The 26,466-nt window shown below is 46.9% G+C and carries 23 protein-coding genes; 15 read left to right on the top strand and 8 right to left on the bottom strand.

The genetic code is table 11. From position 1 onward, the window contains the following. Positions 1 to 74: 74 nt before the first annotated feature. Positions 75 to 911 (bottom strand): helix-turn-helix transcriptional regulator, encoded by an 837-nt coding sequence (locus KDM90_RS10735; protein WP_212675604.1) that lies wholly within the window; start codon positions 909 to 911, stop codon positions 75 to 77. 245 nt (positions 912 to 1,156) lie between these two features. On the opposite strand from KDM90_RS10735, the gene KDM90_RS10730 reads away from it, so the two are divergent. From KDM90_RS10730 to KDM90_RS10715, 4 genes are all read left to right on the top strand, one after another. Further along, positions 1,157 to 2,284, top strand: a complete 1,128-nt coding sequence (locus tag KDM90_RS10730; RefSeq protein ID WP_212675603.1) for a MerR family transcriptional regulator — start codon at positions 1,157 to 1,159, stop codon at positions 2,282 to 2,284. Positions 2,285 to 2,359: 75 nt separating this feature from the next. Then, complete coding sequence (locus KDM90_RS10725; RefSeq protein ID WP_212675602.1) at positions 2,360 to 3,664, top strand: MFS transporter; 1,305 nt, start codon at positions 2,360 to 2,362, stop codon at positions 3,662 to 3,664. A 137-nt stretch (positions 3,665 to 3,801) separates the two neighbouring features. Next, on the top strand, positions 3,802 to 4,188 hold the full coding sequence (locus KDM90_RS10720; RefSeq protein ID WP_212675601.1) for a type II toxin-antitoxin system RelE/ParE family toxin: 387 nt from the start codon (positions 3,802 to 3,804) through the stop codon (positions 4,186 to 4,188). Beyond that, positions 4,100 to 4,399, top strand: coding sequence for an addiction module antidote protein (locus KDM90_RS10715; protein ID WP_212675600.1), 300 nt, complete (start codon positions 4,100 to 4,102; stop codon positions 4,397 to 4,399). The genes KDM90_RS10720 and KDM90_RS10715 overlap by 89 nt, the downstream gene beginning before the upstream one ends. Positions 4,400 to 4,640: 241 nt before the next feature. Here KDM90_RS10715 and KDM90_RS10710 read toward each other — a convergent pair whose 3' ends face one another. Both KDM90_RS10710 and KDM90_RS10705 read right to left on the bottom strand, forming a co-directional pair. Further along, a complete protein-coding gene (locus tag KDM90_RS10710) occupies positions 4,641 to 5,231 on the bottom strand; it encodes a hypothetical protein (protein ID WP_212675599.1) in 591 nt (196 codons plus the stop codon). 50 nt (positions 5,232 to 5,281) lie between these two features. After that, positions 5,282 to 6,541: a putative Na+/H+ antiporter gene (locus KDM90_RS10705; protein WP_212675598.1), complete on the bottom strand. Its 1,260-nt coding sequence runs from the start codon at positions 6,539 to 6,541 to the stop codon at positions 5,282 to 5,284. Positions 6,542 to 7,061: 520 nt separating this feature from the next. Between KDM90_RS10705 and KDM90_RS10700 the strand changes: the two genes are divergently transcribed. From KDM90_RS10700 to KDM90_RS10690, 3 genes are all read left to right on the top strand, one after another. Next, a complete protein-coding gene (locus KDM90_RS10700; RefSeq protein ID WP_212675597.1) occupies positions 7,062 to 9,887 on the top strand; it encodes a DUF4214 domain-containing protein in 2,826 nt (941 codons plus the stop codon). Positions 9,888 to 10,013: 126 nt separating this feature from the next. After that, the gene (locus tag KDM90_RS10695) at positions 10,014 to 10,907 is read left to right on the top strand and encodes a DUF6279 family lipoprotein (RefSeq protein ID WP_212675596.1); all 894 of its coding nucleotides are present in this window, start codon (positions 10,014 to 10,016) and stop codon (positions 10,905 to 10,907) included. A 100-nt stretch (positions 10,908 to 11,007) separates the two neighbouring features. Beyond that, positions 11,008 to 11,760 (top strand): alpha/beta hydrolase, encoded by a 753-nt coding sequence (locus KDM90_RS10690; protein WP_212675595.1) that lies wholly within the window; start codon positions 11,008 to 11,010, stop codon positions 11,758 to 11,760. Between the two features lie 109 nt (positions 11,761 to 11,869). On the opposite strand, the gene KDM90_RS10685 is transcribed toward KDM90_RS10690, so the two are convergent. Continuing rightward, positions 11,870 to 12,571 carry a NosD domain-containing protein gene (locus KDM90_RS10685; RefSeq protein ID WP_212675594.1) on the bottom strand — a complete coding sequence of 234 codons (702 nt, stop codon included), beginning with the start codon at positions 12,569 to 12,571 and terminating at the stop codon, positions 11,870 to 11,872. A gap of 372 nt (positions 12,572 to 12,943) precedes the next feature. On the opposite strand from KDM90_RS10685, the gene KDM90_RS10680 reads away from it, so the two are divergent. The 3 genes from KDM90_RS10680 to KDM90_RS18325 all read left to right on the top strand — a co-directional run bounded on the left by KDM90_RS10680 (position 12,944) and on the right by KDM90_RS18325 (position 15,378). Further along, the gene (locus KDM90_RS10680) at positions 12,944 to 13,543 is read left to right on the top strand and encodes a DUF7010 family protein (RefSeq protein WP_212675593.1); all 600 of its coding nucleotides are present in this window, start codon (positions 12,944 to 12,946) and stop codon (positions 13,541 to 13,543) included. 203 nt (positions 13,544 to 13,746) lie between these two features. Continuing rightward, positions 13,747 to 14,103 carry an iron chaperone gene (locus KDM90_RS10675; RefSeq protein ID WP_212675592.1) on the top strand — a complete coding sequence of 119 codons (357 nt, stop codon included), beginning with the start codon at positions 13,747 to 13,749 and terminating at the stop codon, positions 14,101 to 14,103. Between the two features lie 165 nt (positions 14,104 to 14,268). Further along, positions 14,269 to 15,378 carry a GGDEF domain-containing protein gene (locus KDM90_RS18325; RefSeq protein WP_212675591.1) on the top strand — a complete coding sequence of 370 codons (1,110 nt, stop codon included), beginning with the start codon at positions 14,269 to 14,271 and terminating at the stop codon, positions 15,376 to 15,378. Between the two features lie 135 nt (positions 15,379 to 15,513). On the opposite strand, the gene KDM90_RS10665 is transcribed toward KDM90_RS18325, so the two are convergent. Continuing rightward, on the bottom strand, positions 15,514 to 16,695 hold the full coding sequence (locus KDM90_RS10665) for a peroxidase, FMP-type (protein WP_212675590.1): 1,182 nt from the start codon (positions 16,693 to 16,695) through the stop codon (positions 15,514 to 15,516). Between the two features lie 380 nt (positions 16,696 to 17,075). Then, the gene (locus tag KDM90_RS10660; RefSeq protein ID WP_212675589.1) at positions 17,076 to 19,274 is read right to left on the bottom strand and encodes an OsmC domain/YcaO domain-containing protein; all 2,199 of its coding nucleotides are present in this window, start codon (positions 19,272 to 19,274) and stop codon (positions 17,076 to 17,078) included. Between the two features lie 477 nt (positions 19,275 to 19,751). Here KDM90_RS10660 and KDM90_RS10655 point away from each other — a divergent pair, with 477 nt between their 5' ends. Next, positions 19,752 to 21,722, top strand: coding sequence for an alpha/beta hydrolase family protein (locus tag KDM90_RS10655; RefSeq protein ID WP_212675588.1), 1,971 nt, complete (start codon positions 19,752 to 19,754; stop codon positions 21,720 to 21,722). Between the two features lie 91 nt (positions 21,723 to 21,813). On the opposite strand, the gene KDM90_RS10650 is transcribed toward KDM90_RS10655, so the two are convergent. Both KDM90_RS10650 and KDM90_RS10645 read right to left on the bottom strand, forming a co-directional pair. Continuing rightward, complete coding sequence (locus KDM90_RS10650; RefSeq protein WP_212675587.1) at positions 21,814 to 22,548, bottom strand: hypothetical protein; 735 nt, start codon at positions 22,546 to 22,548, stop codon at positions 21,814 to 21,816. A gap of 179 nt (positions 22,549 to 22,727) precedes the next feature. Next, complete coding sequence (locus tag KDM90_RS10645) at positions 22,728 to 23,279, bottom strand: thymidine kinase (RefSeq protein ID WP_212675586.1); 552 nt, start codon at positions 23,277 to 23,279, stop codon at positions 22,728 to 22,730. Positions 23,280 to 23,558: 279 nt separating this feature from the next. On the opposite strand from KDM90_RS10645, the gene KDM90_RS10640 reads away from it, so the two are divergent. From KDM90_RS10640 to KDM90_RS10625, 4 genes are all read left to right on the top strand, one after another. Then, positions 23,559 to 24,083, top strand: coding sequence for a Fur family transcriptional regulator (locus KDM90_RS10640; protein WP_212675585.1), 525 nt, complete (start codon positions 23,559 to 23,561; stop codon positions 24,081 to 24,083). A gap of 58 nt (positions 24,084 to 24,141) precedes the next feature. Continuing rightward, positions 24,142 to 25,185 (top strand): CobW family GTP-binding protein, encoded by a 1,044-nt coding sequence (locus KDM90_RS10635; protein WP_212675584.1) that lies wholly within the window; start codon positions 24,142 to 24,144, stop codon positions 25,183 to 25,185. Positions 25,186 to 25,362: 177 nt separating this feature from the next. Beyond that, on the top strand, positions 25,363 to 25,818 hold the full coding sequence (gene dksA / locus KDM90_RS10630; protein WP_212675583.1) for an RNA polymerase-binding protein DksA: 456 nt from the start codon (positions 25,363 to 25,365) through the stop codon (positions 25,816 to 25,818). 291 nt (positions 25,819 to 26,109) lie between these two features. Beyond that, a complete protein-coding gene (locus KDM90_RS10625; protein ID WP_212675582.1) occupies positions 26,110 to 26,382 on the top strand; it encodes a hypothetical protein in 273 nt (90 codons plus the stop codon). The last annotated feature ends 84 nt before the right edge of the window (positions 26,383 to 26,466 follow it).

The raw sequence follows: 26,466 nt of genomic DNA, 5'->3' as shown, positions 1-26,466 counted from the left end.
TCCATTCGCTAAGTCGTTAATTCACTAACTCATTCAGTCATTCGTGTGAATAAGCCCAATCATGAACGAAGAATTCAGTGCAGTCTTGGATATTTGAAACCAGCTTTTATGCCGCTCAGCTTGGTGAAGGCAGTCGGTGTCAAACCCCACTGTTGGAGGAACGCCCGATTTAAATGACTTTGATCGCAAAAGCCACAATTCAATGCAATGTCAGTTAAGGTTTGATCGCTAGACATCATCATTTGCGTCGCACGTTCAACGCGACGCCGACGTAAATCATCGCCAGGTGTGCATCCCAGATGCCGCAGATATTGGCGGGCCAAATAAACGCGATGGACGCCAAGCGCATCCGCGATATCAGCAATCCCCAAGTCCTGATCTGATAAATCGGCAATCATTTCCTGCGCACATTGCAGCCAAGGGGGCGGATTGAGCGACAAGGGAATTTGCGCGTTTAAGCTACTTAAGACATTTAAAGTAAGCACTTCCAAATCAAGCTTCACTGCATCAATAGTTGCCGCGGCTTTGAGCAATCCAAATGCTTGTTTGATCACCAATGGATCATGATGGCGTACTGCAAAATCTGGCAACTTAATCTGTTCATACAAATCCTGTGAGTCATCAGCATCAAAACTGATCGCGAAAAACCAACCGCCGTCACCCGCGAAGCGGTCACGGTGTACCACATCAGGTGGGTTATACACCAACACAGGTCCTTCACGTTGAGCACCCGCCGCAGACGTCACATAACGACCTCGCGTCGCTAGCACCATGTGCGCGCCAGCATGGCTATGCTCCTTGACCTCATGCTCTGGCACCGTCGCTTGCAAGTGACTTAGCCCGATCCGAGGAAAACGTCGGTCAAATGCATTCGTGCCGTAATATTGTCCTGAAGGGAATTTGTTGATCATGCGCCATTCCTGTCTTTCAAAATAGGTTCATCTTAAAATCAAAGACTTCGGTATGCCAGCTTCAATAGACCAAATTCCCAATCAAAGGTATAGGCTGCATAAATCAACCCTTAATCATAGTTTTGCTAAAACAAACAATGTTTATCTTTTCCCTTGACCCTGACATTACGTCAGGCTTTATAGTGTTCCTTAGTTTCTAAGCAGTCGTAATTTGTACGATGGATGTCAGATCACAAAGGCACACTATGTTGTTAAAAATTGGCGAATTAGCCCAACGCACGGGAATGACTGTGCGCACCTTGCATCACTACGACAAGCTAGGTCTGCTCACGCCTTCGGTACGCTCTGAGGCGGGTTATCGCTTGTACAATCGCCACGACATTGCGCGCCTGCATCGCATCCAAGCTTTGCGTCGTTTAGATTTATCCTTGCAAGAAATCGCTGAACTTATTCAAGGCGACACTGCCGATTTGCGTAGCGTCATTAGTCAACAAATTCTTAGCCTCGAAGAACAAATCAAACAAAGCCAAGAACTGCGCGAGCGCTTGTTGGAATTAGATGAGCAGCTTCACCAAAATGATGACCTCAACATGGATTATTGGTTGTCTACTTTAGAAATGATGAGCCTACGATCGAAATATTTCAGTCCCGAAGAGATTGCCTTGTGGCGTCAACACAAGGATGTGCATAGCGGAAAAATGGAGATGGCGATGCAACCCATCGTGGCACAAATCCGGGCCTACATGGATGCCAAAATGGCGCCGAGTGAGCCGCAGGTTTTAGTGCAAGTTCAAAAATGGTTGGAGAACGTGCATCAGTCGGTACCCAATCCTGCCTTACTAAAAAAATTCGCCGATATGCACCGCGACGAGCCTTCCATACAAGCGATGAGCGGGGTCGATAATGCCATGATGGATTACATCAATATCGCCGCGATAGAGATTCGTTATCAAATTTATCGACGCTATTTGAGCGAAGACGAATGTCAATATTTTCGTCCCTCATTTATGCGTAACATGGATCACTGGACCGCGTTATTTATCGATCTTAAGAAATTCATTGATGCAGGCATAGCCGCCACCGACCCGATTGCGCTAAAGCGTATCCAAGACTGGCGCACCATGTTCTTAGATGCTTGGGGCAATCGTGTCGAGACCGTACAAAAGATCCGCCAGATTCACGAGAAAGAACCGAGATTGACCATAGGTGGCGGTCTATCGCAAGAAGTGCTGGATTACGCGGTGACGGGAATCCGTTTTATGGAAGCACAACAACACGCTAGCGCGCCATCTAGCGTACCCGATCAAGTTAATAGAGCCAATAAGCCCACTAAGCCAGCAAAATCGATTCGCAAAAAATCGACGAAAACATAAGCGCTTAGCATTTTCATCCCTCACATAACTCAGCCAAGTCCGGCGGACAAGGCTAGACCTTTATCTGGAGTTTTTATGAACCACAACGCAAAACCTGCACGCGGCTTTATCCGTGATCGCAATTTTCTTTGGATGCTAGTGGGCGGCATCACCTCCATGCTCGGCGATCAATTTACCCTCGTTGCACTGCCGTGGTTAGTGTTGCAGATGAGTCATGACACGCTGACCTTAGGCATCGTGTTGGCGCTACTCGGTATCCCACGCGCGCTCTTTTTGCTCATCGGTGGTGCGGTCGTCGATCGCTATGACCCTAAGTCAGTGATGATGATTACCAAGTACATCAATACGGTTTTATTAGCGATCCTAGTCGTGGCGCTGCTGACCTCTAGTTTGAGCCTGTGGATGATCTACCTGATCGCTTTACTCTTAGGATTATCGACGGCGTTCAGCATTCCCGCCGGCACCTCGATGTTGCCACGTGTGGTCGCTGCAGAACACTTACAAGCAGCGAATGGCATGATGCTAGGCTTGCGCCAAGTTACCTTCTTTTTAGGACCTCTGATGGCGGGCGGTTTAATCGCGCTGTTAGGTGATCATGCGACGGCACCACAAACCACGGCAGTCGCAGGCATCGCTGATAGCAAGGGACTAGCAACGGCATTTTTTGTCGATTGTTTTAGCTACGCCTTTTCCGCCTGGACTTTATCGCATGTGCGCATGCTCTCCATCAAAGCAGAGCAATCCGCAGTAAAGCAATCTCTGATCGCCGCAACCATGGACGGGCTGCGCCATTGCTGGAACGACAGCATGATGCGCAGCTGCTTTTTGTATTGGTCTGCCATCGCTTTTTTAATCATGGGACCTATGCAAATTGCGATGCCGCTATTAGCGCAACAGATAGGCAACAACGCTGGCGTGCTCGGTCTGTTAGGTGGCGCACACGGCGCAGGAACGCTATTAGGCATGGCGCTGGCATCGGTTTTTCCAAAGCTAAGACTAGGCAGTTTGGGTAGCACTATCTTACTGATTGACACCTTGGTCGCGCTACTTTTCATGCCCATGGGACTCATCCACGTCGCATGGCAAGGCGCCGCCATCCTATTAGCGATAGGCGCACTCGGCGGTTATCTCCACGTAGCGGTATTCACTTGGATACAACGCCAAGTCCCACCCGCCATGTTGGGTCGCGCCATGAGTATTTTCATGTTCATTTTTATGGGAATCAGCCCGGTATCCGCAGCGCTGACTGGATGGATTATGCACAGCATCAGCCTTAGTCAATTATTTGCAGGCAGTGGCGCGCTGTTAATCGTGATCGTCGTTATTGCCTTGTTGATGTCACCGATACGGTACATGCGTGATGCGGGCGGTGTGACTTAATTCAGAGCACATTCTGCAATTTAGCTCTAAATATAAATAGTATTTTAAATATACAAATAAACTAAAATAATGCTCAGCTTTTAAAAAATAAGGAGAGCCAAGAATGTTTGTTGTGTATAAAATAGGATACGCTTAGAATGTATCAAATTAAAACTACGCATCGCTTTGATCTTTGGTTTGACGCATTAAAAGATCGCAGCGCCAAAGCACGAATACAAATGCGAATTGATCGCGCCGAGTCAGGCCACTTTGGTGATTGCGAGCCTGTCGGCAACGGAGTATCCGAAATGCGTATTCATATTGGTGCTGGCTATCGCGTCTATTTCAAGCGATCTGGTACAGAGATCATTATTTTATTGGTCGGTGGCGATAAAAGCACACAAGCAAACGATATCAAAACCGCGTTGAATCTAGCGCAAGAACTAAGGATCAAAAATGAATACATCCGCATTACGCAATTGGGATTCGGCAGAGCATCTCAGGACGGAAGAAGACATGTTGCTATATTTGGATGCATGTTTTGATGAAGCGGGTGACGACGCAGCCTTCATTGCCAAAGCCTTAGGCAACATCGCAAAGGCACGCGGCATGACAGACTTAGCACGCGATACAGGATTAGGGCGCGAGAGCCTCTACAAAGCACTGTCAGGCGAAGGCAACCCCAGCTTCGCAACCGTGCTCAAGGTCATGCACGCATTAGGCTACAAATTGCATCCTGAACTAGCGGATGCGTGAAGAGCTGCGAGAAGAACCTAATTCAGCGTACGCTTTCTTTATCTCTCACCAAAATGAAACTAAACGCCACACAAAAATCCCAAAAGCACTAGCGCCACGCTGATAACTCCTTTCCCTTCAAGGGGAAATTCTTGCAAGTAGCGCGGTGGAAGGCAGGGGCGGGGTTCAGTCAAATAAATTCCAACAGAAAAATCAAGCCCACATCAGATCGAAATTCAAAACACAATGACCGCGCCAAACCCTACAACACCGACCGCCCCATATCAAACGCCAAGCCATAATACGGCCTATCATTAAATTCAAACTCATCAATCACCGTCATTTCCAACTTCTTTGTATGCGCATGATAAGAATGCGGATTGAGACGATTGATGAAGGTGACGCCAATGGGATAACGCGCGCACATCCCCAAACGCATAGTCTCAAACAAACGCGGAAACACGCCCTGCCCACGGTACGCCGCATCAATACACACAGGACCATATTGAAACGAATTCGCCTCATTGATGACATGAAACGGCACACGCCCGCTCAAATCCAAAGCAGGCAAACGCGCCAACATGAAAGGAAAAATAGGCCACTGCGCAAAGAAAGCCCAACTCCCCGCTAAGGCATAGCCGATCACGGTTTCTGATTGCTCGTCGTCAGCAATATCAACTGCGACAAACACGCCACCATCAGCCAACAATGTCTCAATCTGCGCGGCAGTAAATGCCGTGGTGACGAAACCGTTTTTTTGTTCGGCTTCGGTGAGATTACTTAATAGGTTGCGGGATTGTAGGGCTAGGATGCCTGGGATGTCGGTGGGGGTGGCTGGGCGGGTTTTGTGCATTTTGTTTTCAAATTCGATGTCATGGCAATTTTGTTGACCTAGAAAGTCAATCAAAGAAAAATAAACGCAGCAATCGCAATCGCTGTTGGTACGAGCGCACCAATTAATAAATCACCTGCGCCGATAGATTCATCGGAGAAACCGCGCTTGAGTAATGCAACGCCAGCAGGGTTGGGGGCGTTGGCGATCATGGTGAGACCACCACCGGCTACCGCTCCCGCGACCAAGCTGTATTTGGCTTGATCAGAAATGCCACTGATTAAGGAGCCTAAGTAGGTAAGCGCCGCATTGTCGGTGACAGCGGTGAGTGCGGTTGCACCAAAAAATAACACTTTCGGTGACATCGTGGCGACCAATGGTTGTAACCACCATTGTTGCAAGCCACCTAGCACCACTAGACCAGCCAAGAAGAAGGCGACCAATAAGGCTTCTTTGATGATGAGCGGATTTTGATGGCGCTCATAGGCTTGCGTCACACCGAGATACATCAAAAATAAGCCAAGGAAGGCAACGGGGTGGTGCGCTAACATGACGACGCCTACCAAGAAGGCGATGTGAACTATCGTGAGCGTGATTGGGACGGATTTTTTTGTGTCAGTGCTGACTTGCTGGGTCTGATCTGGTAAATATTTGCGTAACACGAAGACCGCGAGCGTGGCATTGATCAATACCGCAATCGCCGCTTTCCAGCCGAATGTTGCCAGCATAAAAGCAGAATCCCATTGCCATGTTGCTGCTACCATCAATACGGGTGGTGCGGCAAATGAGGTCAAGGTGCCGCCTATCGACACATTCACAAACAGCACACCTAGCGCAAAATATTTGACGCGCTCAGGCACATCAGATCGAAAGACTTGTGGTGCCAGCATCAAGGCCGCAATCGTCATCGCGGCCGGCTCAGTGATCGCCGAGCCAAACAAGGGTACGGCCGCTAATCCCAACCAAGCGCTGACTAAGGAGGTGCGCAGAGGCATCGCACGGGCGACCGCATTGACCGTATTCATGACCAATTCTAAGATAGGCCGCGAAGCCGCCACCACCATCACCACAAACACAAATAGCGGTTCTGTGTATTGTCGAGATTCCGCATAAGCCAAAGCTTGATCGCCGCCGCTAATTGCGGTCATGCAAAAAATTAAAACGATCGCCCAGAAGCCAAAAACGACTTCCACTTCGCCGAGCAAATGAAATAAACCCGCATGACGTGGATAACGATGCGATAAACGCTCAAATTGTTTTGCGGAGAAAGTATGGACGAGAGCAATTGCAAAAATGATAGCGGCAACTAGCTCGATATTGAAATGAGTCATGGGCATCAGATGTAATAAAACAGCGAGGCGGCCCGACCGTCGCTGAAACCTGCTACACCACGAATGGTGCGCACCCGCCTAGATTTTAACCGATTACGGATTGCATGACCAGCTTGTGATTGCTTCTCCAGCGTTTTACTATCGAGCATGATTTCTGGATCGGTGGAGACGATTCTCGCTTTGCAAGTCAATTTTTCTTCGCTCTGTAATACTTATTCTTCGGTCAAAATGTAAAAATTAATCGACCCCGACAAGCAATGAGAAATTGGTTATACTCCTTGGACCTGAAGTCGACACGAATTGGTTCTTCATATTCTGTTCTGTGAAGATACACCGATCTATACAAGGTGAAAGTTGATTTTGCAGTCTAGATTTCCACGCATTTCTTTTCAAAGTAGTGACATTTATTCAGCGCGATATTTGAGCTAAGCAAGTCCAAGCGAATAGCGGTCATCCAGTATTTCAATCCATTGGCATAAGGCTTCCCTTTTTTTGCCGCGCAAATAGAAAGTTCATCGAGATGCGAACACCAATCCGCACAATCCCACAATGGGGATTGTTATGTGCGCTCTGTCTGTTTTTTAGTGGCTGTGGCGGTGACAGAAGTTCTGAACTTGGAGCGCCGCCAGCTGCCACTTCTAGTCCGGCACCCAGTAGCACTGCAACGGTCACTTTTAATGGAAACCGGGCGAACTACCAAATTCAACGTGGTGTTTCTGGGACGCTTGTCATTGATTTGGTGGGAAATGGCGGCAGTCAAGATGTGAGTTTGGCGACGGGTCTGCAATTTGCGGATATGAAGATTAGCTTGGCGATAGCAAACGATGCTAAAACAATCTCAGATGCGCAATTGAAATCTTTGATTGAGCTATATATTGCTTTTTTTAATCGGGTGCCCGATGCAGAAGGAATGTCTTACTGGATCAGCCAGTTACGTGCTGGCCTGAGTTTGGGCCAGATCGCAGAGAGTTTTTACAATGCAGGCCTGACGTTTCCTGATGTAACTGGTTACAGCGCAAACATGAGCAACGCCGATTTTGTGAAGTTGGTTTATGCAAATGTTTTAGGTCGAACTGGAGCGACGACGCCGAACGCTGAAGAAGTTGGCTACTGGGCTGGCGAACTCGATAGTGGGCGTCAGACTAAAATTGTATTGATCTCGACAATGTTGACTTCTGCGCGCACTTTTGTGAATGACCCTGCCTATGGTTGGGTGCCTGCATTGCTTGACAATAAAATTAGCGCGGGACGCTATGTCGCGATTGAACAAGGTGTGACCTATTTGAACGCGAGTGACAGTATCAGTAAATCGGTCGCAATTGCGGCTGCGGTGACCCCGTCCGACGTCAGCAAAGCGAAGATTTTACTCGGTATCAGTGATGCACAATTCAATTTGACACTGACACCGACGGCCTTTCAGTCCATGCGTGCACCCATCGTAGTCGACCCACCGTTGCCGAGCTTCACAATTTTAGATGTGATTGGGACTTTCCGAGTTAAGAGCGAGCCAAACAATAATTGGTTAATCGGAACGATTGCATTGAAAGCGGGTTCCACTTCGACTTTGTTGTGGACGAATCAGGCAGGATTTTCCTGGGAGTTGACGCCTGATTACGCAAAACATGTTTTGATCACTGGCAGTGAAAATCCTTATTTAAATTCCGAGAACGGAAAATATTTCACTTTAGAGTTCCAGTCAGGAAAAGTTGTGGGCTTCCAATTTATGGGGTCTAGTTTCGTGCTAGATGGTGCTAAAGTGATCGACATCACGCCCTATTTAACATCCTATTTCGTGACAGGTGTGGATGCGACCACCGTGCCAGCCGGATTCACCTATGGTTTTAGTATGTACACGGCAATTTGGCCGTTGATAGATCGACCCATACGTGGTTTTGGCGCAGGATTGCCAGGCACCTGGTTACAACCGAATAACGATGATTTCTTTCAGCCTTTGCTGCCGCCAGATAATTTTTTACGCGTTGGTGATCCAAATGCGAAAGATTTTTATCGTTCTTTGTTTCAAACCGTTGAGGGTAGCGGTGCCTATTGGACCGCCACCCGTTTTCCATCGACGCAACCGAAATATAGGATCAATGGCACGCCGAATGGCTATATCGACGAATTGTCTGCTCCAGGTTGGGAGTTTGGGCAAAATGCGATTGATGCCAGTTCTGCAAAAAGTGGTGGACTGCCTATGGGCAGCAAAGGCGTCGCGCAACTGAGTAATCGTCTTTTAATGCCGCCCGATGGCTTGACCTTTAAACTCGGCACCGCCGGGGAGTTGTTTGGTATCGCTTGGATGGCGTTACCGCTGACGCAAGCAAAAACCGGTACGAATCCTGTGGGTGATCAGAGTTGGACTTTCTTTGTTAATTCGACCAATTTCAAAGGCCCAGCAGCGTTCTACGTGCCTGACGTTTGGGAAGTTCTGGCGAAGTCGTATCCCACCGTGCTCGGGCGAGGCCTTGATGTACGTCCGGGCAAAGTGGGCAATTTTGCGATGGAGTGGGGCGCGATCACGTTTTATCAGAGCCAAGATAAGAATGGCGTCCGCTACGTCAAGTTGCCGCGGATGGCATTTCCTACTGATGCCAAGGGCAATAGCTGTATCGTTGCAGATTTTACTTTGTATTCAGGCGCCGCTTTATTTAACCCATTTAAGACGTGGCTGACCGGTAGTAACACGATGTCAGGAAAATTCGCCGCTGACGGTGCGATAAAGCCTAGCTTAAGTACGGGTCCGATTTATATGTATTCGCAAGACAACCAAGTGATCATGACTAGCGAAGGTGGCCTTAAAGATTGGATCGTCCCTAGTATTATTAAAACACCTGGTGGTGGAACAGCATGGACTTTTCAAATGAAAGGCAGTGCGGCCAACGGCGTATTCCCTGAGTATTTTCAGAAAGTGGGTGATGTGATGCGTCCGATTTTGGAATCACAGGTACCGCCGGAGACCGGACTTAAAGAGCTGAGTTTTCCTTTTTTTGCAGCGGCAGATCAAAATGGAGCAGACTACACATCGCCAGCCAGTTGGAGCGTACCGGCCGCACTGTCGGGACCGTATTCGGTTGTTCTGAACGATGGCTCGACGGTGACCTATGCGTGGTACCGATTTGTAGACCAACCTTCTCTGCAAGGATTTGGCTGGAGCGAAGCGGAAAAAAGTCGATTACAATCGATCGTCGAAAAAATTCATACCAATTGGAAAAACAATACAGAATTCATGGCAGCACAAACTATCGGTGATTTGGCGACTTTAGATAGCGCGCTCTTCGTCACTCCGCCGAAAGGACTAGAGATCGGGTATGTCCCGGTCGTAGTCAAACAGGCCAAACTCAAGTAATGAATCTGGTACACAGAAGATAGTACGCTAGTGCTCGTAGGTGAGGACAAGCTTTTAGCTTGCCAAGCATTTGAGCAAATTGATTGAAATTGGGAGTTAATCTTGACCAATTCGTTTTTGGAAAACGTGAATCTGCCTCTCCAATCGCAAACCAGCGGGTTTCGTTTAGCGCGTCTGCTGCTTGTTTTGCTGCTCGTCGTTTTCTTAGGAAGCTGTAGTACCGCGAGGCTGGGATATTCGAATGCGGACACCTTGTCCTATTGGTGGCTGGATGGTTACGTGGATTTCCGTGCTTCGCAAAAGGCCAAAGTCAAACAAGATATTGCGCGATTATTGCGGTGGCATCGGAGTACGCAATTGCCGCAATACGTCCAGGTATTGAAACAGATGCAAGCAACACTTGTTCGCCCCTCTGTCTTTGAAATAGAGGCGTCCTTTGTACAAGTGGAACAATTTTCGCAAACGATTTTGTTGCAAGCCTTGCCCGAATTGAGCGATTTTATGCTAAGCATGGATGAGTCGCAAAGGGCTTTTTTGGCGCGCAAATTTGAGAAAAATAATGAGGACTATCGCGACAAATATGTGGAGTTATCGCCAGAACAGCAAACCAAAAAGCGATTCAAAAAAATCGTCAAACAAGTCGATGAATGGCTAGGCAGCGTCAGCCGAGAACAAGAAGCGATGATTTCTCGACATCTGGAAAAGCATCCGCCCAACTATGCGCTCTGGCTTGACGACAGCAAGGCGCGTCAACGTGGTCTATTGCAGTTATTGGCGCAAATCCAAAAAGAAAAGCCGAGCCGTGAAGTCGTACAAACTTGGCTACAACGTGCCATCCAGACGAGTTTTGAAACCTCGGATCAGCATGGACAACGCACGCAATCCGATGTCTCACGAGGAGCAATACAACAATTGATGGTCGACATCATTCAGAGTGCGTCGCAGCAGCAAAAGACCCATGCACAGAATAAATTGCAGGATTGGATAAACGATATTCAGTATTTGATTGCACATCAATAGAGCAATATGAAAGAATCTGTGGTCTTCACTGCGTGTTGTATCCATTCATTCACAGTCCGTTACTTCGCATGACCAAAATCTTGAAAATTGAGTTAACAAAATGAATGAAGATCTATCCATTCTTAGCCGTACCGCGAGTCCGCCAGATGCCACTCTTCGTTATGGCGATCATGTGGATCAAATCGCTGATATTCGTTACGGAGCAGCGGGCGATGACCGTCCTTTGTTGGTGTTAATCCATGGTGGTTTTTGGAAACCAGAATACGATCGCGCCCACGCTGAAGCAATGTCCAGTGCATTGGCGACGGCAGGCTGGACTACTTTGACCTTGGAATATCGTCGCGTTTCTGGGGAACCCGATTTGACCTTGGATGATGTGATGACCGCATTGAGCTCCTTGCCAGCCAACATTGCACGTCATAATGGTCAAATCGTCTTGTTAGGTCATTCAGCGGGTGGGCATTTGGTTTTGTGGGCGGCAGCACAATGCGCTCAGCGAGGACTAGGTATCGCATTGCGAGGCGTTGTCGCCTTGGCGCCCGCTGCCGATCTTCAGATGGCACATGCAATGCATTTAGGCGACGGAGCAGTGCTGCGTTTTTTGGGACAAGACCCAATCCACAGAGCCGATGTGAATCCCATGTTGTTGCCAACGCCAGTGGTGGCGACAACCCTTATTCAAGGCGAGTGCGACGAGATCGTGCCGCCAGCGATTGTAGTGTCTTATTGCGCTGCATTCCCAGCGACACGCTTGATTTGCATACCCAACTGCGGACATTTTGCATTGATTGATCCCGCAAGTGCGGCGTGGGAGCGTGTTATGGATGAGCTACAGCGGATCACTAACCTTTAGTCATTGGAATGGTATTAGGTAGACAGAGACTAAGTCAGTTTAATTCAATGTTACGAGAGCAGCATAGTCGCGTGCTCTCGTTTTGCATCAGTGTTACCACAGAATACGTTTAGAAATTTCCGCCAGCATTCACACTGCTTGCTAATCCAGCACCGGTAAATGCTGTGGTGCAGAGTTGCGTCAGGTTGTTTTGGTAAGTTGCACCTGCGTCGAAGCGAATCGCAGTGTTGCAAATGCCGAAAGTATTGCCACGGATAATATTCCCTTTGCTGCGGTTCATGATGCCGACATTCGATCCACTGATATGATTATTATCGATTAATGATGACGTGGCCTCGACCAAGATTGCTGGATTTCCCGCGAGCGCATTGTCATTCCGTATCTGATTGTGTTCCACTCTAGCTGCAAAGCCACTGACTTGGATTCCTGCCGCATTATTGATTGCGCGGATATCTTGAACGGTACAACTGGTGCAGTTCGAAAGAGTCACAGCATAGTTGCAATCACGAATCGTGCCGTTTTTGACCGTCACATTGAACATCGTCAATGTGCCCATGATTGCATTTTGTGATGCTGTACATTTCAGTGCAAAACCGTTCAAGTCAAGCGTGACATTGCCAGTGCTGATACTAATCTGGATGCCCGCAGCACCGCTTGATTGCAAGTCATTCGTAACACAGTATTGCCCTGGTGCAGTGATGGCAAATGGAACGCTGCTGATCGGTGTACAGGCGGCCGAGGCGCTGCCGCTGTACATGAGGGTGGCGAACACCATTAGTATTAGGAATCGTAAGCGCTTTAGGATAGTCATGAAGTGCTCCTTCAAAAAAAGTAACAGACGAGATGGTCATGGGTAATGACCTGTGAAAAAAGGCATGCGATGGGAGGCGGACCAAGGAAAGAGAAAGTTCGTGAACCGCGTGCTGCAAGGTATCATGCATCGTCCGTTTCGATCAACCCTTATTGAGTTTGATTACATAGTCAATTCCGCTTAAATGCAGTCGTTTTGTTTCGCTACTCGATCCTATGGAGTACCGTTCAGGGATCTGTTGTTCGAATCCAAAGATGACAAATGTCATGTGAAGTCATGACAAATGCGACTACGCGTACTTGTCGTCTTGCATCATGATTCGTCTATGGCGGCATCAATTGTGGTGCTGCGTTTTCTGAGAGGATGAGGGTCATGCGCCACGTTTCTATTTCTTTGGATCAACAATTAGCCGATTTTCGTCAACGTCGTTTCTTAGCGACACCTTTAGCTGGAATGGCCGTCTGGTCTCTGTTGATCGTGACAGGGGCCTTGTTGGGGCCAAAGGCGCAGGTGTTGGCGGTATTCGTCGGAACAGGCAGCATCGTTTACTTGGCAATGCTGTTCGCTAAACTCACTGGCGAGAAAGTCAAGTTCGAGTCGAACAAAAGCCGCAATTTTTTTGACACCTTGTTTCTAAGCGCCGTGGGAATGAGCTTCCTGTGCTATGCACTGGCGATTCCTTTTTTCCTTGAAAACTATCGTTGCTTACCTTTTGCTGTGGCAGTGCTCACGGGATTGATGTGGTTGCCATTGAGTGTGTTGATTCAACATTGGGTTGGAGTTTTCCATGCGGTTGTGCGCACCGCCTTTTGTACCCTTGCTTGGATAGTATTTCCTGAGCATAGTTTCGTATTGCAACCGATCATTGTTGTGGTGATATATGCCATCAGTATTGGCGTCCTAGAGTTGCGTTGGAAGCGCATGCAGTCAGTGAAAAATTCAACACTCACTTATGCTGCTCACATGGCGTAGTTAGCTATGGTGCTCTTGGCCTAGAGTCAACTTGGAGATGGGCCTGCGACCGAGCGCAGATGTATTGAGCGGTGCGTGTGAATACATCTGGGAGCCTAGTTGGGCGATGAGAATCCATGCCAATCTGGGCGGCAAGCTGTTTGTCTTGCCAATTTGCGACTGTACGGTAAGATGCCAGAAACCGACTAGTCAGCGATAGGTAAATGATGTCCGAACGACCCAAATTCGATTCACATGACGACTATATTGCATCCATGCCTGATGAGGTGCAGCGTATTTTGTTGCGGGTGCAGAATGTAGTCGAGACTGCTCTCCCGCAAGCTCAGCGTTGTATTAGCTACGGTATGCCAGCGTATCGGCATGGCAAAATCTTTTTCTACTTTGCTGGATTCAAAAAGCATCTTGGCATCTACCCTCCTATTAAAGCAGATCACTCCTTGATACAGGCGCTCGCACCGTTCCGAAATGAAAAGGGCAACCTTGCGTTTTCGTATCAAGCGGGGATTCCTTATGATTTGATTCAGCGAGTCGCGTTGGCGTTGGCAAAAGAATACGCCTAGGCATCATCGCCCACTCCTTTCGGATTGGCATGATGCGGCGAGTTTGTTCGCTCGCCTTTAGCGGGTTTGCGCCAACGCAAATTCTTTGCCCAAAATCCACTCGTTTTCAAGATCCTTTGGCGTATTATTAAGCTAGTGCTGCGCTACGATCATAGTGAAAGTGCTGTGCAAATCGAGAAGGAATTGAATATGCTGTCGATGCGGCAAATACTCTACGGTAAGATAAATTTCATTGAAGGTGAGGAATATCGCGCGTTCCAATTTCGTTTCTTGAATATTTTGATGCTGGCTGGTGTTGTTGTGACCAGCCTGCTTTTAGTTGGGGTAGCAATCGGCGCCAATACTATCGATCCCCTTCACGTCGTCTCCATGTCGATTTTTTTGGCTTTGAGCTTGTCTCTCTGGCTCGCTCTTCGTGGTCGTCCACAAAGATTTTTACAATTGGCGTGGGTGTATGAATGTGTTTGCATGTGTGAGTACATTTCGGCTCTGTATATGGTTTCAGCCGACGAATTACGGGTGATTTGGTTTTTTACGAATATTCCAGGCGTCTATATTTTGCTCGGGCAACGCGCCGGGTTGTCGATTACCCTTGGAACCATGCTGGGACTAGCGCTTGGGAATGCTTATTTACCTCAGCCTTACTCCATTAATGCCATGGCAACTTTGTTGGTGGCACTGTTTTATCTGGGAACCTTCTTTCATGTCTATGGTGCGCGTTCGATATCGTACTTTGTGCGGATGCGAGAGTCGAACCAACGTTTGCGTCATTTAGCCACGCATGATCCTTTGACTGACTTATTGAATGCAGGGGCTTACTATGCAAGTTGCGATCAGCTCATACATCTAGCGCAGCGCAATCATCAGAATTTCTCAGTGTTGTTTGTCGATCTGGATCACTTTAAAAAAATTAATGATACGTATGGGCATGAGGCGGGTGATCACGTACTGAAATCGGTGACGAAAACCATCGTCGGTGTTGTCCGACACAGTGATGCCGTTGGAAGAATTGGCGGCGAAGAATTCTCTGTATTTTTGCCCGATACAGACCTAGCTGGCGCTCTAAAACTTGCGGAGTTAATCCGTCATGCGGTTGAAAATCTGATGCCAGTCGTGGGCAATCAAGGCATACGTATTACCACTAGCATAGGCGTAGCGACTTCCAATCAAACGGGTGAAAACATGGCAGCGATTCAACGGCGAGCTGATCAAGCGATGTATGACGCAAAACAGTTGGGACGCAATCGGGTGTCTTGTTTTACGGTTGATGGTTAATCGACAACCTCCTTTTTCTTTTCTGCAGTCTGCAATGTTAAAAGCAAATGCTCTTCGTATTTTTGACTGTTTAGTTAGGACCAATTCGTAATGCCCCTCAATCGAGATGGCGTGAGGGGCATTTGGCATCAACGATTAGTTTGTTTTCTTGCGTAAGGTATTGATTTGGATGTGTGGCCAACGTGTGGTCTGCCCATTTGAACCAACCATGAATTCGAAGAAAATAATTTGTTCGTACTGAAGTTGTAAAATTTCTTGGCCCTCTTCCACCACTGTTTCTAGCCACATATTTAGAGTCATTTCGGTGACGTTGGCGAATTTCTTCACAAAGGGCGTATTCAGAATCCCGCCTTGTGGCCCACCGTCGTGCTTGCTGGTCAATTGAATGAGCGTGTACTTGCTGATCTGTTGATCTTTAATTGCGTCGCGCAAACGTAGATCGGGGCGTACTGAATAAGGATAGTGTGGATCAGCCACGATACGTTGAAAATAAGTTAGATTGCCGTCAGGTTCGGTGACAGGTAATGATTTGTCGAACGCCCAAGCAGGTGCTGGTTCATCAAGATTTAATGGCGCTGCATCTGCTGCCGATCCACCAGGCGGCACCAATAAAGCGGATGCGCCCATGCTCGGTGAAATCGCTAGTGGAGAAGAAGCGAGATCGGGGGCGTTGGCGATTAGTAAGTCTGGCCAAGATCGTACAAATGGTGCGCTCCAACTCTCTGTTCCAGTTGGGAATGGCGGCTTGCCCACAACATCTTGTTGAAAACTGCCAGTCAGTAAAATGCCACTGCCGTGCGGAATAGTCCCGCTGCGGGCGATCGAATAGGGCGGAACAAAATTGGGACCAGTTGCCCCTGCGCCAGTTGAAATGATCGGATAAGCATTGTCCTCGAGTACGGATTGTTCGGTTGCTGCATGGTTATACATCTCGTTTAGCCAAAGATACATTCCGACTTCTTCGTGAATCCCAACACCATCGCTGACTCTTTGCACACTTTGACGATACTCAATGGCACCGGCAAATTGTTCATTTGTACCACCACGATTCCGCACACCACCGGATACGGGGGAGAAAGTCAACTCTTCGGTATAGTCTTCACACAGAAAATGAAAAACGCCGAAGATGGTTTCTGAATTGGTTCCTGGTGACGGCATACAAGTCGTATGTAAGCCCCAGCCGGTTGGATTATTGTTGGGATTGACGTTAACCCAAGTTCCTATCAACTGTTCCAAAATACCGTAATTGGCAGGTTCATTCAAAACCGCGTCTGAATATTCTGGGTAGGGTGGGGTAGGGGTTTGCGGAATAGCCATGTTGAAGTTCTCCTCTGAAAAGTAATATCTTGATTTTGTTGACGTACAGACATGAAACTTGTGACACCACGTTTTCGCATGCTGGGAATCGCCTTTTTGCTTGGCTCAGCATTGATATGTGATGAAACTAATATGAATTTTTAGCAAGCATCGTGCCACGTGAAAATTTCAAATTTCATTGATACTGTTCAGATAGAGGAGGGGTTAAGAGAACGGTTGGTCTCACACCGTTTGTCGCAAAGGTTGTTGATTTACACGTCAATCGACCTGAGTTCGACATGTAAACTGGATTGTGATCGTGATTTGTTGGCGTGTTGGGATTGGCTTGCTTTGCTTGTGGGGAGCAATAGTCTTGCTCCCCTTTTGGCTTGGGCAGAAAATTATTTCGCGTGGGCTTTTGCTCTCGCTACATGCAGTTTCTTATAGCTATCAATTAGGCGTTGATGACGATCTAGGCCTTCAAGCTTCATGCTGGTCGGTGTTAAACCATAGAAGCGCACGCTGCCCTCCATAGAGCCATAGACCGCATCCATACGCTCGTTGCCAAACATGCGTCGGAAATTGTGCTCGTAATCATCGTGATCAAGTTCGTCACTTAATTCGATTTCTAAGACGACATTCAAGGCTTGATAAAATAAACCACGTTCTACGGTGTTGTCGTTGTATTGTAAGAAGCTCTGTACTTGCTCTTGGGCGTCTTCGAATTCTTGTAAAGCGAGATTAATCAACAGTTTTAATTCTAGGACGGTGAGTTGACCCCATACTGTGTTTTCATCGAACTCAATGCCGATCAGGGTGGCAATGTCACTATATTCATCGAGTTCATTATTTTCTAATCGTTCGAGTAAAGCGATCAGTTCGTCGTCATCGAGTTGGTGCAGATTTAAAATGTCTTTGCGGAATAAGAGCGATTTATTGGTGTTATCCCAGATCAGATCTTCGACGGGATACACTTCGGAATAACCTGGTACTAAGATGCGGCAGGCTGTCGCACCCAATTGATCGTACACTGCTTGATATACCTCTTTACCCATCGCGGCGAGTATTCCCAACATTTTTGCAGCCTCATCGGCATTGGCATTGTTTCCTTCGCAGGTAAAATCCCACTCCACAAAATCATAGTTGGCTTTGGCGCTAAAGAAGCGCCACGAGACCACACCACTGGAATCGATGAAATGCTCAACAAAATTATTCGGTTCAGTGACGGCATTGCTGACGAAAGTTGGTTGTGGCAAGTCATTCAACCCTTCGAAACTTCGACCCTGCAAGAGCTCAGTTAGGCTGCGCTCCAACGCCACTTCAAAACTTGGATGCGCACCAAAGGAGGCGAATACACCACCGGTGCGCGGGTTCATTAGCGTAACGCACATCACCGGGTATTGACCACCCAGTGAGGCATCCTTGACTAAAACAGGGAAGCCTTGTTCTTCTAGACCTTGAATACCCGCGACGATGCTTGGAAATTTTTCCAGTACATGTTGCGGTACGTCTGGCAGTGTGATTTCACCTTCCAAAATTTCGCGCTTGACAGCACGTTCAAAAATCTCCGATAGACATTGGACCTGCGCTTCCGCCAAGGTATTGCCAGCACTCATGCCATTGCTCGCGAAAAGATTTTCGACAAGGTTAGATGGGAAGTAAACAGTTTCCCCAGTTGATTGGCGCACGAACGGTAAGCTGCAAATGCCACGATCTGCATTGCCGGAATTGGTGTCAATTAGATGTGATCCACGCAGTTCCTTGTCTGGGTTATAAATCGCTAAGCAGTAAGCGTCTAAAATCTCTTTAGGCAGTGCATCTTTCTTACCTGGTTTAAACCACTTCTCGTCGGGATAGTGGACGAATTCAGCCTGGGCGATATCTTCACCCCAAAATGAACCAGCATAGAAATGGTTGTTGCTTAATCGTTCGATGTATTCACCCAAAGCAGATGCCAAAGCACTTTCTTTCGTTGCGCCCTTACCGTTAGTAAAACACATAGGGGAATGGGCATCGCGAATATGTAATGACCATACGTTTGGAATGATATTGCGCCATGAAGCGATTTCGATCTTGATCCCGAGGCCCGCCAATAAACTTGACATATTTGAAATCGTCTGTTCGAGAGGGAGGTCTTTGCCGAGAATATAAGTAGCACTATTACTTTCCGGTTTGACGGTTAAGAGTGCTTGTGCGTCAGCATCTAAGTTGTCGACTTCTTCGATGATAAATTCAGGGCCTTGTTGTACCACTTTTTTGACAGTGCAACGCTCGATCGAGCGCAAAATGCCCTCGCGATCTTTGGCAGAAATATCGGACGGTAATTCGACTTGGATTTTGAAAATTTGCGCGTAGCGATTTTCTGGGTCGACGATATTATTTTGCGATAGTCGAATATTTTCGGTCGGAATATTGCGCGTGTTGCAGTACAACTTCACAAAGTACGCTGCGCACAAAGCGGATGAGGCGAGGAAATAGTCGAATGGTCCCGGTGCAGAGCCATCTCCTTTGTAACGAATAGGCTGATCAGCGATTACCGTGAAATCATCGAATTTGGCTTCAAGGCGAAGCTTATCGAGAAAATTGACTTTAATTTCCATGTGTTTATTCCGAAAGACTAATGAATGGTTCTTGGCTAGGTCGGCGCGAAGCTTTGTCTATGTATTGACTTTTTTGATGCGGAGTTATGCATACTTGCAAGCGCAGAAGCACCGAAATGACAGCCTGACAAAGCAAGATTTTTAGATTAAACCGAGCGATCAAGAAAGGATTTAGACCGCATTATCCTTGATTCTCAGCCAGTGCGTTGGATTTTGCTGAATGTCCGTCGATCAAGAGTCATATGTATTGTCACATCCATTTGGTATCTCGATTGAAGTCTATTTTGTCAGCAGCCATCTTGTGTTGGTGTCTCGATTGCCTTACTCACCGCTGCTCGTTTGGCAAATCGGAGATCGATGGTAGTGAATCAATTCTTGTAATGTTAATATTGCTTCTTTTTTAATAACTTGACGGACTACGCGCTTGTGAAGTGGTAGGCCCCAGCATGTAACAGTCAATCTAGGTAGGAGAATTGTTTGAAGCTGTCATCCTTATTCATTTTAGTCTGCGGAAATCTGGCGTTGCACGTCGGTGCACAACAAATGCCGAGTGCGCAGTTCGGTGCCCGAGAATTTGTTCAGCAGGTTGACCTATCCCCCGATGGAAATCGTATTGTTTATCTTTCTGCAGGAGCAGGCAAAACAAGTATCGCATATGTCGCTGAGCTTGGTGCCGCGAGTGCGCCAAAGGCGGCAATTGTTTCAAATGGGACAGCGGGAAACTTGCGTTGGTGTAAATTTGTCAGCAATCAACGTTTAATTTGTAAAGTCCAGGGCCTTGTCGAAGATGGCGAGATTATTTTTCCTTTCACGCGTTTATTGGCACTAGACATTGACGGCCAGAACGTCACGACTTTGGGACAAACATCGAGCCGTTACGATGTCAAATTGCGCCAATTTGATGGCGAGGTCTTGGATTGGCTATCGGGCGCATCGGATTCTATTTTGATGACACGTGAGTATGTCCCAGAAATTAAGCGTTTAGATTCAAAAATTTATCGTCCTACTGATGGTGTGGGTGTCGATCATATTGATACACGCAGTTTGAAAGCAGTGCGAGTAGAAAGTCCGGTAAAAAACGTCGATTATTTCATGACCGATGGTAGTGGTAGTGTCCGAATGAAGGCATTTCAACAGCGTGATCCGAGTTCGCATCTCTTGACTGATCGGGTCAATTTTCATTATCGATTGCGCGGGGAGAGGGAATGGATTCCCTTTTCTCTTTGGGACAAACAAGCAGGGATGCTGCCTTTACATATTGATGGTGAATCTGACAGCGCATATGCGCTGAAAAAACTGGATGGTCGGATGGCGCTGTATCGTGTAAGTCTAGATGGGAGTTTGAAGACCGATTTAGTTCATCAAAATGAGCATGTTGATGTGGATGGCTTGATTCGAGTCAATCGAAACTCTCGTGCAATTGGATTAACTTATGCCGAGGATAAGCGGCATGCAATCTACTTCGATGCGAAGTATGCGACCTTGCTACAGTCGCTTCATCGCGCACTGCCAAAGCTGCCAATGATCGATGTTCTGGAAACATCTCGAAATGAAACTAGACTTTTGGTCAGGGCAAGTAGTGATTCAGATCCTGGTCGTTACTATCTTTACGACGTGGAAAAAGGCGCATTGAATGAATTGCTGTTGGCGCGCCCAGAGTTGGAAAATGTTCCATTGGCTTCGGTTCAAGCAATACGCTACGAGGCAAGAGATGGGACGTCGATCCCAGCCTATTTAACCCTGCCAGTAGGTAAGGAACAAGCCAGTGGCCTTCCCTCGATTGTTATGCCTCACGGTGGGCCAAGTGCGCGAGATGAATGGGGATTTGATTGGTTAGCACAATTTTTTGCCCACCAAGGTTATGCAGTGATTCAACCTAATTTCCGTGGTTCGGCAGGTTTTGGTGATAATTGGAGCAAACAAAACGGATTTAAGGGATGGTCCACGTCGGTTGGAGACGTTACGGATGCCGCGAAATGGATGATTGCCAAAGGCCTCGCTGATCCGGCGAAGATGGCGATTGTTGGTTGGTCTTACGGTGGCTATGCCGCTTTGCAGTCAGCCGTAGTCGAGCCAACCTTGTTCAAGGCGATTATTGCAATTGCGCCTGTGACAGATCTGGAATTACTAAAAAGTGACGCGCGTTATTTTTCGAATGCCGATTTAGTCGAGAACATGATCGGTGATGGGGCGCATGTTGCGCAAGGATCGCCATTGAGAAATGTCGAAAAGTTTCAAATTCCGGTATTGATGTTCCATGGGGATAAAGATATGAACGTTAATGTTCAACATACAAAGCGTATGCATAAGAGGCTGCTTGACTTGGATAAATTTTCTGAGGTGCAGATTTATGCTGGGCTAGAACATGGCTTAGATGATTCGAATGCTAGGACACAGATGTTAGAAAAAGCAGGGCATTTCTTAAAAAAGAATCTGAATATAAAGTAATGTACACAATGTAAATTCAGTGCAAAATTGCGTCACCTTCAGTCGTAACGCAATTCTACGTCGGCTATAGCCGTGGCTTGACTCGGTTAAATTATGAGCCGTACTGTATCAATAAGGCTGCCAACATACCGACCATCGCCGTTTTTTGTTCTGCTGGTAAGCTTGTGTTTAACCAAGCGCGGCCAGGCGTGTCTGATAATTCAATTGCTGCATAGTTGCGTCCATTGTCATCAATTCTGAAACCGAAGGTTTCTGGAATGCGCATGCGATCTGGATGCGGGTTACCGTGTGAGTAAGCACGCACTGCAAAATGGGATTGATTGATCCGAACTTCACCAATTGGCGAATCCATTTCTTCACGCATCTCGATACTGGCGTTGCTTTGCTGGCTATGCATTTCGCAATGTAATTTGCGTTTTTGGGAAACAGTATCTAAGCCAAATATTTTCAATACATTTCCTTCGCTACGTGTTTCGCAGCGAACGTCCCAATGGATTTGCGAGTCACTCACGCGGAACTGAAATCCAGATTTTGTCGAATTTTGTGAATAGGGTCCGATTTGTGAGCTTGAAGTCGAACTACTATCTTTTTTAATTTTGGAAACGGCGTAGTCACCAATTTCAAAAAATCCATCGGCAAAAAGATTGTTGATCTTATTTCGATGGTGAACTTGTAAAACTTGGCTACTGGCGGGGATATCCTGTGGCACCGTCTCTTGGACCTTAATCAAAGGCATTTGCGTACATGCAGTTGAGCTAAGCAAAAGTAAGGCACAGACACCGGTTAAAAGTGGGCGGTGAAATACGCGATTGTGTTTGAGCATCATTGTCTCCGTTGGTTGAAAGATGCTGTCAGGATGCCTGTTACAAAAAAATAGACAAGATAAAAATTCAAAAAGGCTATGAAATAGCGAAATAGGTGCCGTCAGAAGCTACCTCGCAATTTGTCGAGTATCCTGTCAACCGGTAATCCTTGGCCGTTTTCGTAGGGTAAATTCGGTTCTCTTCAAGCTTGATAAAAGCAGCGCCCACAGACATGCTGGTATCGCTCATTGCCACCAATGTCGATTTGCTCGCCGGCTGTCATTCGTTTGCCATTCGCGTCCACGCGGATATTCATGGTGGCCTTTTTGCCGCAAGTACAGATGTTTTTGAGCTCCTCGATAGTGTCGGCCAGCGTCATCAAATAACTGGCACCAGCAAAGGGTTCTCCCAAAAAATCGCTACGTAGCCCATAGCAAATGACTGGAATGCCGCGGATATGGGCGAGCTGATGCAGCTGCTTCACTTGTGCTGGTAGTAAGAACTGTGCCTCGTCCACTAAGATACAACTGACAGCAGGCGCAGTGTGAAAGAAGTCAAACTCAGCGTCAAAAGTAGCAGCTTCACGCTGCGGACCTAAGCGCGAAGTAATCTTGCCCACGCCGTAGCGGCTATCTATCGCAGCCGTGTACAGGCAAACTTGTTGCCCTTGTTCTTCATAATTGTGTGCAACCTGCAAAAGTGCGGTCGACTTACCTGCATTCATCGCTGAATAGCGAAAATATAACTTAGCCAATTCCGGTTTCCTGTCTTTTTCTGTCTAAATAAATACGGCTAGATGATCAACTTAGCATTATACGTGTTGGACATCAGAGATTTGAAGGCGCCTACACGCTACCGAAGATCGATGCGTGCAAACTTCCCAGGCTGTTGGGCATGATCCTGAATCCATGATTTCAAGGTCAAGGCATTGGCAATGCGGAGTTCGATGGAGTTAGATTTTGCAACTAAGTTGCAACTACAGGGCTATCAGGGCATAATGCTGCAACGTGAAAAATCACTTTAACCCCGCTTTATGTCTAGTTTGCTATCTTCTGTATCCGGCATCATCACAACTGATTCGCTCTTATTAGCCGAGTCCAAATTGCGTCAGGCAAAAGTAAGGGTCACGCAGGCACGCAAAGAAGTACTTAGTGTCCTATTGGTACAGCGACGGGCTTTGTCACACACAGAAATGCAGGATGCTTTGCCAGCGATGGACAGAGTGACCTTGTATCGAGCGCTGGACTGTTTAGCGGAAGTGAGTTTGGCACACAAAATTACAGGGGATGATCGAGTTTTTCGTTTTAGTGGACATCAGATGTCTTCGCAGCCTGACTCCCAGCATCCGTTTCAAGCACAAGAAAAAGGTGTCACCCAACATCAACATGGACATTTTCAGTGCACGCGATGCGCACAAGTGTTTTGCCTTGAACAACCTGACGCGAGTCATACTTTACGTGATCAATTACAAGCCACGTTGCAAGCGACCTCAGCGAAAGGATTTCAGATTCACAACATTGAAGTGACGATTAAGGGCTGGTGCGCTCGTTGTCAGTGACAACGCTGGTGCAGTTGGCTCTGTTTTTTTTGTTTATATTTTATCGAATACAACTATTATGGCACTCACACCAGCAACAATATTGACAGGTTTTTTGGGCGCTGGAAAAACCACTTTATTGAATCGGATTCTGCAAGAAAATCATGGTTTTAAGATTGCAGTGATTGAGAACGAATTTGGGCAGGAGAATATCGACAATGAGATTCTGGTCCAAGATAGCAATGAACAAATTGTCGAAATGAATAATGGCTGCATTTGCTGTACCGTGCGAGGCGATTTAATTGTCGCTTTAAACACACTGATGCAAAAGAAGCAGGCGGGTATTTTAGACTTCGATAAAGTCATTATTGAGACCACAGGATTAGCCAATCCCGGTCCGGTTGCGCAGACTTTTTTTGTCGACGAAGAAGTCGGTCTACATTACATGTTGGACGCAGTGGTCACCGTGGTCGATGCGAAACATGCGATGACACAGTTAGATCAGCATGAAGAGGCACAACGACAAGTTGGTTTTGCTGACAAAATACTCATTTCGAAAGCCGATTTGGTGGCAGCAGACGAAGTCACACACTTGAAACATCGTTTGCTTAAAATTAACCCAAGAGCGCCAATGACCTCCGTCGATTTTGGCCAAGTGGATGTCGCCGAGGTTTTAAATCTAAAGGGATTTAACCTCAATGCTAAATTAGAAATTGACCCCGATTTTCTAGAGACGGATGATCATGGTCATGAGCACGTCAATTGCGACGAGCACTGCACCCATGAACACCATCAGCATGTCGATCACCATCACTCTCATCATAGCGATGAGATCGCGGCATTCGTGTTTAAGACTCAACGCCCGTTTAATACCGAAAGATTGGATTATTTTCTAGGCGGATTAGTACAAGTTTATGGCCCCCGCATGCTTCGTTATAAAGGAGTGTTGTATATGGAACACGCTGATCGCAAGGTCATTTTTCAGGGTGTGCACCAGATTATGGGCACCGATATAGGAGGAAAATGGGAAGAAAGTGAAATCCCCGAAAGCAAAATGGTTTTTATTGGTAAAAATTTACCGAAAGAGATTTTTATTCAAGGTTTGGAGCAATGTTTGGTATAAACTAGCGCCCTATTGAATTGAATCGCAAATTATATTTGTGTCAATTGAATAGATTTGTATGCGGAACAAGCAAGCTATATACTTGTCCTTGAGGGGAAGTACGGAAATGACATTCCAATAAGAAGAGTGTTGAGCCGTACTTGCGTATATTAACCTGTTGTATCGAAAGTAAGCGAAGTGGCAACTAAATCAACTAAATCAACTGCACCAGCTAGTGCACCTGCAGCGCTCCTGACCGAAGAAGAAATTTTGAAAATGGGCGAGAAGGACTATATGAATGACGCACAATTGGCGTTTTTCAAAGCCCGTCTGCAACAACTTGAAAAAGATTTGCTGAAGAATGCCGACGAAACGACTGAGCATCTACGTGAAACGGTTTTGGTACCAGACCCAGCAGATCGCGCTACGATCGAAGAAGAGCATTCTTTGGAATTGCGTACACGTGATCGCGAACGTAAATTATTACGTAAAGTTCAGCAATCCATCGCCGCGATTGACGCAGGAGATTATGGCTGGTGTGAAGAAACGGGTGAACCAATTGGTGTGCCACGTTTGATGGCGCGTCCCACCGCGACTTTGTCACTAGAAGCACAACAAAGACGCGAGTTAAAACAAAAATTGTATGGTGATTGAGCCTTCATTGCCGTAACTGAACATAATGCGCAGAAAAAAACTGCGCATTTTTTTATGCGAGAATAGTGCAACTTTGTTGCATTTAACTGGTCAAAAGCTCGTGAAATGGCATTTGCCATCCTGAAGTTTGATTGGTCGCTTGGACCCGATTGAGGAATCACAACAAATAAGAGCAGTAGAGAAAAGATGCGTAATGGATCGATAAAAAATAGGCGATTTAAAGCCATTGTCCTTCTTTGGGCAATGTTGCTGGTCCTATTGTCGGCCCAATGGCTTGGATTTGCGCATCGGATGTCTCATATTTCAACCGTCACTGGCGAGGTTTTGACACTCGCATCTGATGGGCAGCATTACTTCGGCATTCAGAAATTAAGCAATGCCAATGACGCAGGCATCCACTCTTGTCTATTGTTTGATGCGGCCAGTATCGCAGATGGCTTGCAACATCAACTGCAAATTACTGTGCCAGCTTTGTCTGCTGATTTGCATCTCGTGCAGATTCGTGTCCGCTCTTGGCTTGCCGATTTCAATGCGCATTTTCTAAGTCGCGCCCCACCTCTCTGAAAAATTAGTTCAAAAAAGCGACCCAGCGTCGCGAGATGTTGCCATTCTTATTGGCGAATTGACTAATTTACGTCCTTTTGCGAC

Source organism: Affinundibacterium fentianense (genome assembly GCF_018139545.1).
Taxonomy (GTDB): Bacteria; Pseudomonadota; Gammaproteobacteria; order Burkholderiales; family Burkholderiaceae_D; genus Undibacterium; species Undibacterium fentianense.
This window is presented reverse-complemented; position numbering and strand designations above follow the sequence as displayed.

Bases quoted from the DNA above. Each gene is read 5' to 3' on its own strand.
- KDM90_RS10730 (WP_212675603.1), top strand. From the start codon at position 1,157: ATGTTGTTAAAAATTGGCGAATTAGCCCAACGCACGGGAATGACTGTG.
- KDM90_RS10650 (WP_212675587.1), bottom strand. From the start codon at position 22,548: ATGATGCTCAAACACAATCGCGTATTTCACCGCCCACTTTTAACCGGT.
- KDM90_RS10705 (WP_212675598.1), bottom strand. From the start codon at position 6,541: ATGACTCATTTCAATATCGAGCTAGTTGCCGCTATCATTTTTGCAATT.
- KDM90_RS10625 (WP_212675582.1), top strand. From the start codon at position 26,110: ATGTCTCATATTTCAACCGTCACTGGCGAGGTTTTGACACTCGCATCT.
- KDM90_RS10700 (WP_212675597.1), top strand. From the start codon at position 7,062: ATGCGAACACCAATCCGCACAATCCCACAATGGGGATTGTTATGTGCG.
- KDM90_RS10635 (WP_212675584.1), top strand. From the start codon at position 24,142: ATGGCACTCACACCAGCAACAATATTGACAGGTTTTTTGGGCGCTGGA.
- KDM90_RS10685 (WP_212675594.1), bottom strand. From the start codon at position 12,571: ATGACTATCCTAAAGCGCTTACGATTCCTAATACTAATGGTGTTCGCC.
- KDM90_RS10690 (WP_212675595.1), top strand. From the start codon at position 11,008: ATGAATGAAGATCTATCCATTCTTAGCCGTACCGCGAGTCCGCCAGAT.
- KDM90_RS10710 (WP_212675599.1), bottom strand. From the start codon at position 5,231: ATGCACAAAACCCGCCCAGCCACCCCCACCGACATCCCAGGCATCCTA.
- KDM90_RS10725 (WP_212675602.1), top strand. From the start codon at position 2,360: ATGAACCACAACGCAAAACCTGCACGCGGCTTTATCCGTGATCGCAAT.
- KDM90_RS10720 (WP_212675601.1), top strand. From the start codon at position 3,802: ATGTATCAAATTAAAACTACGCATCGCTTTGATCTTTGGTTTGACGCA.
- KDM90_RS10675 (WP_212675592.1), top strand. From the start codon at position 13,747: ATGATGTCCGAACGACCCAAATTCGATTCACATGACGACTATATTGCA.
- KDM90_RS10665 (WP_212675590.1), bottom strand. From the start codon at position 16,695: ATGGCTATTCCGCAAACCCCTACCCCACCCTACCCAGAATATTCAGAC.
- KDM90_RS10640 (WP_212675585.1), top strand. From the start codon at position 23,559: ATGTCTAGTTTGCTATCTTCTGTATCCGGCATCATCACAACTGATTCG.
- KDM90_RS10660 (WP_212675589.1), bottom strand. From the start codon at position 19,274: ATGGAAATTAAAGTCAATTTTCTCGATAAGCTTCGCCTTGAAGCCAAA.
- KDM90_RS10735 (WP_212675604.1), bottom strand. From the start codon at position 911: ATGATCAACAAATTCCCTTCAGGACAATATTACGGCACGAATGCATTT.
- KDM90_RS10715 (WP_212675600.1), top strand. From the start codon at position 4,100: ATGAATACATCCGCATTACGCAATTGGGATTCGGCAGAGCATCTCAGG.
- KDM90_RS10680 (WP_212675593.1), top strand. From the start codon at position 12,944: ATGCGCCACGTTTCTATTTCTTTGGATCAACAATTAGCCGATTTTCGT.